The sequence below is a fragment of the Burkholderia sp. Bp8998 genome, assembly GCF_003854235.1.
Lineage (GTDB): Bacteria > Pseudomonadota > Gammaproteobacteria > Burkholderiales > Burkholderiaceae > Burkholderia.
Genome location: NZ_QTQF01000022.1, coordinates 17,888 through 31,459, shown reverse-complemented (window position 1 = coordinate 31,459; position 13,572 = coordinate 17,888). Strand labels below are relative to the sequence as shown.

Here is a 13,572-nt window from a genome sequence, read left to right as displayed (position 1 = left end):
TACCGGTGGAACCAGAATAAGGCGCTGCGTCAACGGCATCCATAGCATCTGTAGCTAGCTGCACAACCCGTCAGGATAGATGGCCGCATACGTTCGTATAGGCTGCGGACATGGCTGCACGCGTCGCCGCGCATCACGCCGCCTGAGGCGCGGCCGATGCACCGTCAATCGAAAAACGCGGGAGCATCACCATTGCGCGCGTGCCGCCTTCCGCGCGCGGCGTCAGTGCCAGTTGACCATCGTGCGCATCCACGATCGACTTGCAGATGGAAAGGCCCATGCCCATCCCGTGCGGCTTCGTGGTGAACAGCGGTTCGAAGATGCGTTGCGCCAACCGCGGATCGATGCCGTCGCCGCTATCGTCGATCCGGATATGCAAGCCCTCCTGAACGGCTTCGCACGCCAGCACGAGTACGCGGCGCTCCTCGGGGATGCCCAGCATCGCTTCCGCGCCGTTCATCAGCAGGCCGATGACGGCCTGCTGCAGTTGAATGCGTTCGCCGCGCATCGGCATCGGGGACGCGAACTCGTCGACGCGCAAGCGCACCCTCATCGCATCCAGCGTGCTTGCCATGATCTCGGCCGCCTCGGAAAGCGCCTCGGCGAGATCGAACGTTGCAAAGGCGGGAGCCTCGTGCCATGCGTTGGCGCGCAGTGCGCGGATGATGGTGCGCGCGCGCCCGGCGCACGCGCAGATATGGGCGAACATCTCGCGCGCGGCGTCGAGGTTCGGCGTGCCGCGATCGAGCCACTTCAGCCCCGCGCGCGCGGACGTATCGATGGCCGTGATCGGTTGCGCGACCTCATGCACGATCGAAGCGGCCAGCTCGCCGTACGCCTTCAAGCGATCCGCACAATCCGCGTCGGACGGCGTGTCGCCGATCCTTGCCGCGATGCTGTTCGCGCGGGCCTGCCGGGCAGCAAGCTCATCGTGCAGACGCAGGTTCTCCAGAACGAACCCGGCATGCAGCGCAAGGATCTCGACCAACGCGGCGTTCGTCGACGTGAAAATGCCCGGCAAGTCCCCGTGTTCGAGATACAGCGCACCCATCAATGCACCATTGCAGCGTATCGGCACGCACATCACCGAGCGCGGCTTGCGACGGCGCACATAGTCGTCGGTCCGCCAATGGTCGGCGGCGCAGGCATCGCCCAGCACGAGCCCGTCGCACAAATGCACGGCAGCGGCCATGATCGGCACCGGCAACCGATCGGCCGGCAGCCGCTCGACGTGCGACCGATGCGCCGCCGTCGCGCTGACGGCCCCCTCCCAGCCGCCGTCGCGCATCACCGCGATCACGCCCCAAGTCGCCGCCGTGCGCTGTATCGCTGCCTCGAGCAATTTCCCGACGCGCGTCGCGGGCGCGACCTCGTCCGCCATCGTGTGGGAAAGCTGGCGCAACACCTGCACGTCCAGTGCGAGAAGCGATTGAGACATGAGTTCCTCGATGACCGGGGTCATTTCAGGGCCGCTCGGGCCGGAGAGCGATTTCCAGGTAGTCCGCGCAGCGAAAGCGCTGCAGGAATCGTCGAGTTCGTGGTTCATTCGTCTATCTCCTGCGTACCGGGTTGCGGCCTCTGCCAACCTGAAATCAACGTTTCATGTAGTGAGTACTCCACAAACGAATGTTAGCAGCACTTTCTCGAAATAAAAATATGAAGATAGCGATATTTCGTTCGCCATGGTGCGGGCTCCGCCGTGCAGTGCGAATGCAAACCATTGAATCTACGGTGAATTTATGTCATGTTGCGGACGCGAGAAGAGTTCCGTAGAATTGCGAGTTCATGTAGCGTTCCCTGTACGAAAGTTTGCGGGAACGCCGCCAGTGCAGTTTTTTTCAGGCGGCATGGCCGGGTTGGCGGCCGCCATAGGAACGGTATGGCTCAAGCAGCAAAAGGCAAGGCAGTGCGTGGAACCGGTGTCCGGGAGGCGGCTGCGCAGGAAACCCGCGACAAGATCCTGCACGCGGCGACCAAGGTCTTCGCGCGCTACGGCTACGAAGGCGGCAGCGTCGAAAGGATTTCGCGGCTGGCGAAGTCGTACGACCGGATGATCTATTACTACTACGGGAGCAAGGAAGGGCTGTTCGTTGCGGTGCTCGAAGGCATCTACCGACGGATGGACGAGGCGGAGCTCAAAATGGCGCCCGATGCTTCGAACCCCGTGGAAGCGCTCAAGTCCGTGATTCGCTTCAAGCTGGACTATTATTGGCGCAATCCGGATTTCATCACGCTGCTCAACACGGAGAACCTGCACAAGGGCAAGCACCTGTCCAAGCTCGAGCGCCGGGGCGAGTACTCGTCGCATGCGGTTGAGATCATCGCGAAGATTCTCGAGAACGGCGTCGCACAAGGCCTGTTTCGCACGGGCCTCCGGGCGCGCGACGTTTTCCTGCTGATCATCTCAACCGCGTATTTTTATACGTCGAACCTGTATACGTTGTCCGCGTTCCTCGGGGAGGAGCTGAATGCGCCGGATGCCGTGCGCCATTGGGAGACGTTCGTGATCGACAGCGTGCTGCGGGTGGTCCGCAAGGACGCGTCGATCGATGCTTGAGCGTGTGCCGGCGCCGCTGTCGACCCTCGTGACCATCAAGATGCAGGCTCCGTTGCGATGAACTATCTTCGCGCCCACACCATCGACGAAGTGCTCGGCCGGCTGGCAACACAGCCGTGGCCGCGCATCGTTTGCGGGGCCACCGACGCCTTCGCCGATATCGGCCTCGTGCCCGCCCGCTCGGCCTGGGTCGATATCAGCCGCATCGATGCGTTGCGCGCCATCGAGCAGCACGACGACGTGATCCGCATCGGCGCGGCGAGCACCTGGGAAGCCATCGCCCGGACGGCATGGCTGCCGGTGGCGCTGACGGCGGCCGCCGCTTGCGTCGGCCCCCGGCAGATTCGCGTCCAGGGCACGATCGGCGGCAACGTGTGCCATGCGTCGCCGGTGGCGGACGGCATCCCCGCGCTGCTGGCGCTCGACGCCCGGGTCGAGCTGGCGAGCCTGCGCGGCGTGCGCCGCTTGCCGTTGGCCGAATTCCTGCTAGGCAACGGCCGGACCGCGCTGCACGCGGACGAACTGCTGGTCGCCGTGCTGTTTGCACCACCACACACGCACGACCGGACGTCGTTCATCAAATGCACGAATCGCGACGGCTCGGCGATCGCCGTCGTTTCGTCCGCCGCGCAATTGCGCGTGGGTGCGGACGGCACGGCCGACGCGGTCGCCGTTGCGATCGGCGGCGCATCCGACGTGGCGCGCCGGATGCGGGCGCTCGAGGCGGCACTCGCGGGCCGGCGGCTCGACGAACTGGCCGGCGTAATCGCGGCGGCGCCGCTTGCCGAGCTGTCTCCGGTCGACGACTGCCGGGCGACCGCGTCGCATCGCATTCATCTCGCGCGGCTGGCGGTCACGCGCGCTTTCACATGCTGCATCGAGGAGAACGCACGTGGCGCATCCACTGCCTGATCAGCTGGCCGACGTTCGCGAAACCATCGCGGGCGGCAGCACGCCGGTTTCGCCGGAGCCAGACTGGTTCGAGCTCAACGGCACGCGGCGAAGCCTGCCGGCCGACCACTCGCAGCGGCTCATCGACCATCTGCGCGCGGACCTGCGCCAGTTCGGCACCAAGGAAGGTTGTCGCCAGGGCGATTGCGGCAGCTGCACGGTGATCGTCGACGGCGACGCGCGCTACGCGTGCCTGATTCCGGTCGGCCAGGTCGCGGGGCGCCGTGTCGTCACCATCGAAGGCCTCGCCGAAGGCACCCGCTGCGGCGGCCGCCTGCAGCACGCGTTCCTCGCCCATCAGGCAGTGCAGTGCGGCTTCTGCACGCCCGGCATGCTGACGGCCGCGGCGGCGGCGATCGACGCCGGCGAGGTGACCGACCGCGCCAGCGCGCGGGCCGCGATCGACGGCGTGCTGTGCCGCTGCACCGGTTATCAGAAGATCGTCGACGCCGTGACCGAGGTGGGATGCGGCGCCGCCGCGCGATGCGTGACGCCTGCGCCGTCCGAAGGGCCGTCCGTCGGCGTACCGCTGACGCGGCTCGACGGTCCGGAAAAGGTCGATGGAACCCAGCGTTTCGGCGCCGACGGCTATCCGGCCGACAGCCTGTTCCTGCGCGCGGTCCGCAATCCGCATCACCGCGCGCGTTTCGCGTTCGGCGACCTCGACGCATTCGTGCGCGCCCATCCGGGCGTGCACCGTGTCCTCACCCACGCCGATGTGCCCGGCATGAATCTGCACGGTGTCGCGACACCGTACGCGGATCAGCCCGTCCTTCCGGAGATGGAGGCGCGCCACCATCTCGAGGCGGTCGCGCTGGTGGTTGGCGAGCGCGCCGCCATCGCGGCGCTCGACTTCGACTGCTTTCCGGTGAGCTGGGAACCGCTGACGCCGGTGCTCGCGATCGCCGATGCGGTGCTGGACGACAGTCCGCAGCTGCACGCCGATCGTCCCGGCAACGTGCTGATCGAGGGGCGCGTGCGCCGTGGCGACCCGGAGCGCGCGATACAAGACGCCCGTCACGTCGTGAGTGCGACGTTCGAATCCAGTTTCGTCGAGCATGCGTATCTCGAGCCCGAGGCCGGCTGGGCGCGTCGCGTGGGCGACACCGTCGAGATCTATTCGTCGACGCAGGCGCCGCATCCGCATCGCGGCGATCTCGCCCGCATTCTCGCCGTCCCGCCGGAGCAGGTACGCGTCGTGGCGACCGCCGTCGGCGGCGGCTTCGGCGGCAAGCTCGACATGACCGTCCAGCCGCTGCTCGCGATCGCGGCCTGGCATCTCGACCGGCCCGTCGCGATGGCGTTCTCGCGCGAGGAATCGATGGCCACGTCGACCAAGCGCCATCCAGGCCACATGACGTCCAGCATGGCCGCCGATGCCGATGGCCGGCTCCGCGCGGTGACGTTCGAAGGCGACTTCAATACCGGTGCGTTCGCGTCCTGGGGGACGGCCGTCGCGAATCGCGTGCCGGTGCATGCCGGCGGCCCGTACGTGATTCCCCACTACTCGGCACGGGCGCGGGCGATTCATACGCACGTCACGCCCGCGGGCGCGTTCCGCGGCTTCGGCGTGCCGCAGACGACGATGTCGCAGGAACAGCTGATCGACGAGCTGGCGTTCACGGCCGGCATCGATCCGCTCGAGTTCCGCGCGATGAACGCGCTGCGGCCCGGCGACACGCTGCCGACGGGGCAAGTCCTCGACGACAGCGTGGGCCTTGTCGCGTGCCTCGATGCGCTACGCCCGGCATGGCATGACGCGCATGCGCGGATCACGACACTGAATGCGGCGTCGCCGGGCCACCTGCGCCATGGCGTCGGCGTCGCAGCGTTCTTCTACGGTTGCGGCAACACTGCATTGCCGAACCCGTCGACCGTGCGCTTCGGCATCCGGCCCGACGGCGCGATCGTCCTGCACCAGGGTGCGGTGGACGCCGGGCAAGGCGCGAACACCGTCATTCCGCAGATCGCGGCGGATGCACTGGGCGTGCCGGTCGATCGACTGCGATTCGTCGGCCCGGACACCGCGCTGTCGCCGGATTGCGGCCGCACGTCGGCGTCGCGCCAGACCTTCATCACCGGTCGAGCCGCCTTCCTGGCCGGCACGACGCTGCGCCACCGGCTGCTCGGCTTCGCCGGCGCGGCACCCGACGCGCGGATTTCGGTCGATACGCGCGGCATTGCCGTCGACGGCAACCCGCTGGATCTGCGCACGCTGCCGGTCGATGCACACGGTTACGTCATCGCGGCCGAAGAAAGTTTCGACCCGCCGACCACGTCGCTCGATGCGTCGGGGCAAGGCGCACCCTATGCAACCTACGCGTTCGGCGCGCAGATGGCCGAGGTCGCGGTGGACTGCGAGAGCGGGCGCGTCCGGGTCCTCAAGGTCGTGGCCGTGCACGACGTCGGCAGGATGGTCAATCCGACGCTGCTCGAAGGACAGGTCGAAGGCGCGGTGGCGCAAGGCATCGGCATGGCGCTGATGGAGAAGTACCACCCCGGCCAGCACAACAATCTGCATGACTACGTGATTCCGACGGTGCACGACATGCCCGACGTGCGGTCGATCTTCATCGAGGCGCCGACGGCCATCGGCCCGTACGGCGCGAAAGGCATCGGCGAGCCGGCGCTGGTTCCCACGGCTGCGGCCATCCTGAATGCGATCCGTCACGCGACCGGCGTACGCATCCGCGAAGCCCCGGCCACGCCGGATGTCGTGCGTCGCGCGCTCGCGCCCCGTCAACCGCCTTCCGGGCTTCGATAGCGCCATTCCCACTTCGCGAATAAGACCATGACGCCAACGACAAATACCGAGGAAGTCTCGCAGCGACCCGTACTCCGCTCGTCGTGGTACGGGGCGCTCGATCCCGCCGGAAAACGGGCGTTCAAGGCGGCGTTCGCCGGCTGGGCGACCGATGCGTTCGATTTCATGGTGTTCAGCTTCGTGCTGGCTTCGCTGATCGACCTGTGGGGCCTCGATCGCGGCAAGGCCGGGCTGCTGAGCACCGTGACACTGATTTTCTCGTCGGTGGGCGGCTGGATTGCCGGCATCCTGGCGGATCGATACGGACGGGTCAAGGTGTTGCAGGGGACCATCCTGTGGTTCTCGGTCTGCACGCTGGCGATCGGCTTCGCTCAGAACTTCGAGCAGATCTTCGTGCTGCGCGCGCTGCAAGGGCTCGGCTTCGGCGGCGAATGGGCCGTGGGCGCCGTGCTGATCGGCGAGATCGTCGCACCCGCCCATCGCGGCAAGGCGGTCGGCCTCGTGCAGAGCGGCTGGGCCATCGGCTGGGGCTGCGCGGCGATTCTCTACAGCATTGCGTTTTCGATCCTGCCCGAGTCGCTCGCATGGCGCAGCCTGTTCTGGGTCGGCATCGTGCCCGCCCTGCTCGTGCTGTACGTACGCAAGCACGTGCCGGAACCGGACGTATTCGTGCGGACGGACGCCGCCCGAAAACAAGGCGCACGCCAGCCGCCGGTGTGGGCCATCTTCTCGCGTTCGCAGGCGCGGCGCACGGTTCTGGCCGCGCTGCTGTGCACCGGCATCCAGGGCGGCTTCTATGCGATGTCCACGTGGCTGCCGGCCTTCCTCAAGATCGAGCGACACCTGTCCGTGCTCGACACCAGCGCTTATCTGTTCGTGATCATCGTCGGGTCGTTTTGCGGCTACGTGGTCGGCGCCTACCTGTCCGACCTGTGGGGACGCCGCCGCAACTTCATGCTGTTTTCGGCACTGTCCCTCGTGTCGGTGTGCCTGTACCTGACGCTTCCGCTGTCGAACGCGCAGATGCTGTGGCTCGGCTTCCCGCTGGGCTTCTCGTCATGCGGGATCTTCAGCGGCGTCGGCGCCTACCTGACGGAACTGTATCCGTCGAACTTCCGCGCGAATGCGCAAAGCTTCACCTACAACTTCGGTCGCGGTATCGGCGCGCTGTTCCCGAGTCTCGTCGGATTGCTGAGTCATTCGCTCGGCCTCGCGCTGGCGATCGCGATCTTTTCCGGCGCGGCCTATGGCGTTGTGCTGCTGGCGGTTCTGCTGTTGCCCGAGACGAAGGCCACATCGCTGTGAATGCCGGCGCGCGCGCCCGGCCGGCACCGCGTATTGGTAACGAACCGAGGTGAACACATCAACTTTCCGTGTACCGTTCCGGCACACGATCCGTGGAGCCCCGACACATGCCGCTTTCCAACGCCCAGCTCGCCCGAACCATCGATCACACGCTGCTCGCGCCCGACGCGAGCGACGCGCAGATCCGCGAACTCTGCCGCCAGGCGGCCGAGCATCGCTTTTACTCGGTCTGCGTGAATTCGGCGAACGTGCCGCTCGCCGCGCGCGAGCTGGCCGACACCGGCGTGCTCGCCTGTGCGGTGGTCGGCTTCCCGCTCGGGGCGGGCCTGTCCGCCGCGAAGGCGTTCGAGGCGTCGGCCGCGATCGCGGCGGGCGCGCGCGAGATCGACATGGTGATCAACCTCGGCGCGCTGAAGAGCGGCCGCGCCGACGACGTGAAGGCCGATATCGACGCCGTGCACCGCGCATGCGGCACGGTGCCGCTCAAGGTGATCCTCGAAACGGGGTTGCTGACCGACGACGAGAAGGTGCGCGTGTGCGAGATGTGCCGCGACCTCGGCGTCGCGTTCGTGAAGACGTCGACCGGCTTCGGACACGGCGGCGCGACGCTCGCGGACGTCGCGCTGATGCGCCGCACCGTCGGTCCCGTGCTCGGCGTGAAGGCATCGGGCGGCGTGCGCGACCGCGCAGCCGCGCTCGCGATGCTCGCGGCCGGCGCGACGCGGCTCGGCACGAGCTCGGGCGTGGCGATCGTCAGCGACCAGGGCGGCGGCGACGCGGCGTACTGACCGGGCGGCGGGCCGGCTGCCTGCGCGTCCGCGGATAACGACCTGCGGGCAGCCGTCTCCGAGCCAGTCGGCACGCCACCCGGGCGGGCGGCGTGCCGGTTGCGATTCCCTGCCCGGTCAGCCCGGACGACCGATCGCGGCACCACTCATTGCATCGGGTCTTTCAACTCGATCAGCAGATCCTTGGCCGCGACGCGCTCACCCGGCTTCACATGCACGGCCGCGATCTCGCAGTCGCGCTCCGCCGCGATGTGGGTTTCCATCTTCATCGCCTCGAGCGCGATCAGCGTCGTGCCGGCCGTCACGCGCTGCCCCGGCTGCACCGCCACCGTCACCACCGAGCCCGGCATCGGTGCGGCCACATGCAGCGGATTGCCCGGATTGGCGCGCTGCAGCCCATGGCGCTCCTTGCCCGCGTGCACGACCGTCTTCTGCTCGACCAGCGCGGAACGCGACTGGCCGTTCAGCTCGAACAGCACCTTCACGATGCCGTCCTGCGCATCGGCGTGCTGGCCCTGAAGCGACACGAGCAGCGTCTTGCCCGGCTCGATGTCGATCGCCACCTCCTCCTGCGGCTGCAGGCCGTACAGGAACGCCGACGTCGGCACGACCGACGTGTCGCTGTACGCGCGAACGTGCGCGTAGTAGTCGACCGTCTGCTTCGGATACATCAGGTAGGACACCAGTTGCCGATCGTCGAGCGGCTGCTCGCAAGCGGCCTCGGCCTGCTTGCGTGCCGCATCGAGGTCGACCGGCGGAATCTGGTCACCGGGACGATACGGCGCCGGCGGCTCGCTCTTGAGCACCTTGCGCGACAGGTCCGCCGGGAAGCCATCGGGCGGGAAGCCCAGCTCGCCCTTGAACAGCGACACGACCGATTCCGGGAACGCGATGTCCTTGTCCGGGTTGCGCACGTCGTCCACGCCGAGGTCGTTCGCGACCATCATCAGCGCCATGTCGCCGACCACCTTCGACGTCGGCGTGACCTTCACGATGTCGCCGAACAGGCGGTTCACATCCGCGTACGCGCGCGACACTTCGGTCCAGCGATGATCGATGCCCAGCGAGCGCGCCTGCTCGCGCAGGTTCGTGTACTGGCCGCCGGGCATCTCGTGACGATAGACGTCGGCCGTGCCCGCGCGGATCTCCGATTCGAACGGCGCGTAATAACGGCGCACGCCTTCCCAGTACATCGATGCTTCGTGCAGGCGGTCCTGATCCAGCCCCGGATCGCGTTCGCTGCCGGCCAGCGCCGCCGCGATGCTCGACAGGTTCGGCTGCGACGTGAGCCCGCTCATCGCGTCGAGCGCGCCGTCCACCGCGTCGCAGCCCGCACCGACCGCCGCGAGCACCGACGCCGCGGCGATCCCGCTCGTGTCGTGCGTATGGAAATGCACGGGCAGCCCGGTTTCCTCCTTGAGCGCCTTCACGAGCGTCGCGACCGCCTGCGGGCGGCAGATGCCGGCCATGTCCTTGATACCGAGCACGTGCACGCCGGCCTTCTGCAGCTCGCGCGCGATGCCGACGTAATACTTGAGGTCGTACTTCGAGCGCGACGTGTCGAACAGGTCGCCGGTGTAGCAGATCGCGCCTTCGCACAGCATTCCGCTCTCGCCGACCGCGTCGATCGCCACGCGCATGTTGCGCACCCAGTTCAGCGAATCGAACACGCGGAACACGTCGACGCCGGCGCTCGCGGCCTGCTGCACGAAGAAGCGCACGACGTTGTCCGCGTAGTTCGTGTAACCGACCGCGTTCGAGCCACGCAGCAGCATCTGGAACAGGATGTTCGGCACGCGTTCGCGCAGCAGCGCGAGCCGCTCCCACGGGTCTTCCTTCAGGAAGCGCAGCGCGACGTCGAAGGTCGCACCGCCCCAGCATTCGAGCGAGAACAGCTGCGACAGCTCGCGCGCATAGAACGGCGCGATCGGCAACATGTCGGCCGTGCGCATGCGCGTCGCGAACAGCGACTGGTGCGCGTCGCGCATCGTCGTGTCGGTCAGCAGCACCTGCTTCTGGTCGAGCATCCACTGCGAGAACTTCTCCGGCCCGAGTTCGCGCAAGCGGTCGCGTGTGCCGGCTGCGATCGCCGCCGTCGTATCGATCTTCGGGAGCACCGGCCTCGGCAGCGGCAGTACCGGCAGCGTGCGGCCGTCCATCTCGGCGTTGCCGTTCACGTTCAGCTCGCCGAGATAGCGCAGCAGCTTCGTCGCGCGATCGCCGCGCTTCGCGAATGCGAGCAGCTCCGGCGTCTTGTCGATGAAACGCGTCGTGACGTCGCCCGCGATGAAGGACGGGTGGTTGATCACGTTCTCGAGGAACTGCAGGTTCGACGTGACGCCGCGAATCCGGAACTCGCGCAATGCGCGATCCATCCGGTGAATCGATTCGGCCGCCGTCGGCGCCCAGGTCGTCACCTTGACCAGCAGCGAGTCGTAGTACGGCGTGATCACCGCGCCGCCATAGGCGGTGCCCGCGTCGAGCCGCACGCCGAAGCCCGCCGCGCTGCGATACGCGGTGAGCCGCCCGTAATCGGGCAGGAAGTCGTTCTCCGGATCCTCGGTCGTGATCCGGCATTGCAGCGCGTTGCCGTTCAGCGGAATCGCCTGCTGTTCCGGCACGCCGGCCGCACGTTCGACGAGCGTGCCCGCGCCATCGATGACATCGTCGGCCAGACCAATCCGCCCGCCTTCCGTGATGCGGATCTGCGCCTTCACGATGTCGATCCCGGTGATCATCTCGGTCACCGTGTGCTCGACCTGGATGCGCGGGTTCACCTCGATGAAGTAGAACTGGCCGGTGTCGGCATCCATCAGGAATTCGACGGTGCCCGCATGCGTATAGCCAACGGCGCGCATCAGGCGCAGCGCGGATTCGCACAGCGCTTGCCGGCCGTCGTGATCGAGATACGGCGCCGGTGCGCGTTCGACCACCTTCTGGTTGCGCCGCTGCACCGTGCAGTCGCGCTCGTACAGATGCACGACCGTGCCGTGCAGATCCCCGAGCACCTGCACCTCGACGTGGCGCGCATTGCGCACGAGCTTCTCGACGTACACCTCGTCGTTGCCGAACGCGGCCAGCGCCTCGCGGCGCGCGACGGGCAGCAGCGTTTCGAGGTCCTGAGCGCTTTCCAGTACGCGCATCCCGCGTCCGCCGCCGCCCCAGCTCGCCTTCAGCATCAGCGGATAACCGACTTCGGCGGCCAGCGCCTTGCATGCAGCGAGATCGTCCGGCAGCGGCGCGGTCGCGGGCATCACCGGCACGCCCGCGGCAATCGCCGCGTTGCGCGCGGCCACCTTGTTGCCGAGCGTGCGCATCACGTCCGGCGACGGGCCGATCCAGCGAATGCCGGCGTCGATCACGGCCTGCGCGAAGTCCGGGTTCTCGGACAGGAAGCCGTAGCCGGGGTGAATCGCGTCGACCTTCGCCTGCCGCGCGACGCGCAGAATGTCGTCGATGTCGAGATACGCGGCGAGCGGCTTCTTGCCCTCGCCGATCAGGTAGCTTTCGTCCGCCTTGAAGCGATGCAGCGCGAGACGGTCTTCCTTCGAATACACCGCCACCGTACGCATGTTCAGTTCGGCGGCGGCACGCATCACGCGAATCGAGATTTCCGAGCGGTTCGCGATCAGGATGGACTGGATGGGGGTAGGCGTCACGGCGGCCATGGATAGTGAAGGGTTGAATGGAATTCGTCGATGCGCCGTCCTCCACCCGGTTGCTTCACTGGGCGGCGTGCGAATCCTCGCGTCGGTCGAGCGCAGTTGCATCGTCCCGGCTTTCGCCAGTCAACATGTTCGTCATATCGCCCGACTGTGGCTATAACCGTCGCGACGACGAATGGTATTCAGCCGACCAACCGGAAATAAGGGACCGGCTCGCCGGCCGGGCGTCGGTCCGGTTCATTTCATCCGGAAAGACCGGCCAAACGAGCGAACACCGGGCATGTCGTTCCGTCGACGCAAAAAGCAGGCCACCTCGCATATCGAACGGACGGCGTTGATGGATGAGCTCCCGACGCGCGACCCGGCCCCATCTCGGCTCAGAGATGGAATCGAAGTTTCAATTCTGAAATCCGGCGAGGGTGGTCAATCGACCTCGACGCCCGCATCGAGCCAGCCGCGCATCATCACGCCGACCTCGTCGCTCAGCCATTGACGGAACAGCCGGTATTCCGGGCGCGGCTGCGCATTCCGGTGCGTGATCAGATAGTGATGGCGATCGCGAAACACCAGCACGTCCTGCACCGGCCGCATCAGGATGCCCTGGTCGATCTGCCGGTGCACGAGGTGGTGCCAGCCCAGCAGCGTGCCCTCGCCGGACTCGGCCTGCGCGACGAGCAGCCGGTAGTCGTTGCTTTCCAGATGCTTGTTCTCGGTCAGCGTGTCGGTGCCGTCGCTCTGCTGGAACCAGTTGCGCCACACGCGCCAGTCGACGTGCTCGCAGACCTGCGCGCGGCCTAGCATCGACAGGTTCAGGGTCGGGCGCGACAGCAGGTCCAGCGGCTTCAGCGACCGCCCATGAAAATGACGTTGGTGAAACGACGGGCTGCACACCGGATACACGATGTCGTGAAACAGCGGCTCGACTTCGAACTCGGGCTCGCGCGGCGGGTTCTTCGTGATGATGACGTCGGGCTCGATGAGCCCGTCGAGTTCCATGAAGTGCTCGGTGACGATCACGTGCAGCCGGATATCCGGAAACTGCTCGCGAAACGCCGGCAACCGCGACGACAGCCAGAGCGCCGAGAACGTGTGCGACACGCAGATCATCAGCGCGTGCCGGTCGGTGCGGCGCACGGCCTCCGCCGCCTCGGCGATGTTCATGATCGACAGATACGACGCGTTGTAGAGAATCCGCCCCGCGTCCGTCAGCGCGATATGCCGGCCGGTCCGCTCGAACAGCGCGACGTCGAGCGAATCCTCGAGTTCCTTGATCTGCCGGCTGATCGCGGCCTGCGTCACGCATAGCACCTCGGCCGCCTGGGTGAAGCTCTCGTAGCGCGCCGCCGTCACGAAACACCGCAGCGCGCGCAGCGACGGCATCTGCGCGAGGAGCCGATCGGCAAACAATTGCTTCTTCAACATGGCTTTCACTCTCAAAACGGAGGTCGGACGCTGGGTCGACGAACCCGTCGACGACAGTCCCGCCGGCTGCCCGCGGGCAGTTGCATCGCAAACCTTTCAATTGTCCGAATAGGGCAGCTT

The 13,572-nt window shown here is 66.9% G+C and carries 8 protein-coding genes; 5 read left to right on the top strand and 3 right to left on the bottom strand.

Annotated features, from left to right (window positions below; translation table 11 throughout):
- Positions 1-133: 133 nt before the first annotated feature.
- Positions 134-1,438 (bottom strand): ATP-binding protein, encoded by a 1,305-nt coding sequence (locus tag DIE06_RS21640; RefSeq protein ID WP_260433674.1) that lies wholly within the window; start codon positions 1,436-1,438, stop codon positions 134-136.
- A gap of 441 nt (positions 1,439-1,879) precedes the next feature.
- Here DIE06_RS21640 and DIE06_RS21635 point away from each other — a divergent pair, with 441 nt between their 5' ends.
- The 5 genes from DIE06_RS21635 to deoC all read left to right on the top strand — a co-directional run bounded on the left by DIE06_RS21635 (position 1,880) and on the right by deoC (position 8,365).
- Positions 1,880-2,557 (top strand): TetR family transcriptional regulator, encoded by a 678-nt coding sequence (locus DIE06_RS21635; protein ID WP_124613121.1) that lies wholly within the window; start codon positions 1,880-1,882, stop codon positions 2,555-2,557.
- Between the two features lie 57 nt (positions 2,558-2,614).
- The gene (locus tag DIE06_RS21630) at positions 2,615-3,469 is read left to right on the top strand and encodes a xanthine dehydrogenase family protein subunit M (RefSeq protein ID WP_124663092.1); all 855 of its coding nucleotides are present in this window, start codon (positions 2,615-2,617) and stop codon (positions 3,467-3,469) included.
- Positions 3,450-6,272: a molybdopterin cofactor-binding domain-containing protein gene (locus tag DIE06_RS21625; RefSeq protein WP_124663091.1), complete on the top strand. Its 2,823-nt coding sequence runs from the start codon at positions 3,450-3,452 to the stop codon at positions 6,270-6,272. The genes DIE06_RS21630 and DIE06_RS21625 overlap by 20 nt, the downstream gene beginning before the upstream one ends.
- A 27-nt stretch (positions 6,273-6,299) precedes the next feature.
- Entirely contained in the window at positions 6,300-7,577 is a 1,278-nt protein-coding gene (locus DIE06_RS21620; protein WP_124663090.1) for an MFS transporter, read from the top strand.
- A 107-nt stretch (positions 7,578-7,684) separates the two neighbouring features.
- On the top strand, positions 7,685-8,365 hold the full coding sequence (deoC, locus tag DIE06_RS21615; RefSeq protein WP_124663089.1) for a deoxyribose-phosphate aldolase: 681 nt from the start codon (positions 7,685-7,687) through the stop codon (positions 8,363-8,365).
- Between the two features lie 146 nt (positions 8,366-8,511).
- On the opposite strand, the gene DIE06_RS21610 is transcribed toward deoC, so the two are convergent.
- Together DIE06_RS21610 and DIE06_RS21605 are read right to left on the bottom strand one after the other, a co-directional pair.
- A complete protein-coding gene (locus DIE06_RS21610; protein ID WP_124663088.1) occupies positions 8,512-12,033 on the bottom strand; it encodes a pyruvate carboxylase in 3,522 nt (1,173 codons plus the stop codon).
- Between the two features lie 420 nt (positions 12,034-12,453).
- A complete protein-coding gene (locus tag DIE06_RS21605; RefSeq protein WP_124663087.1) occupies positions 12,454-13,452 on the bottom strand; it encodes a LysR substrate-binding domain-containing protein in 999 nt (332 codons plus the stop codon).
- Between the last annotated feature and the right edge of the window lie 120 nt (positions 13,453-13,572).

Coding starts and splice junctions, on each gene's coding strand:
- DIE06_RS21640 (WP_260433674.1), bottom strand. CDS start 1,438: ATGTCTCAATCGCTTCTCGCACTGGACGTGCAGGTGTTGCGCCAGCTT.
- DIE06_RS21635 (WP_124613121.1), top strand. CDS start 1,880: ATGGCTCAAGCAGCAAAAGGCAAGGCAGTGCGTGGAACCGGTGTCCGG.
- DIE06_RS21630 (WP_124663092.1), top strand. CDS start 2,615: ATGAACTATCTTCGCGCCCACACCATCGACGAAGTGCTCGGCCGGCTG.
- DIE06_RS21620 (WP_124663090.1), top strand. CDS start 6,300: ATGACGCCAACGACAAATACCGAGGAAGTCTCGCAGCGACCCGTACTC.
- deoC (WP_124663089.1), top strand. CDS start 7,685: ATGCCGCTTTCCAACGCCCAGCTCGCCCGAACCATCGATCACACGCTG.
- DIE06_RS21610 (WP_124663088.1), bottom strand. CDS start 12,033: ATGGCCGCCGTGACGCCTACCCCCATCCAGTCCATCCTGATCGCGAAC.
- DIE06_RS21605 (WP_124663087.1), bottom strand. CDS start 13,452: ATGTTGAAGAAGCAATTGTTTGCCGATCGGCTCCTCGCGCAGATGCCG.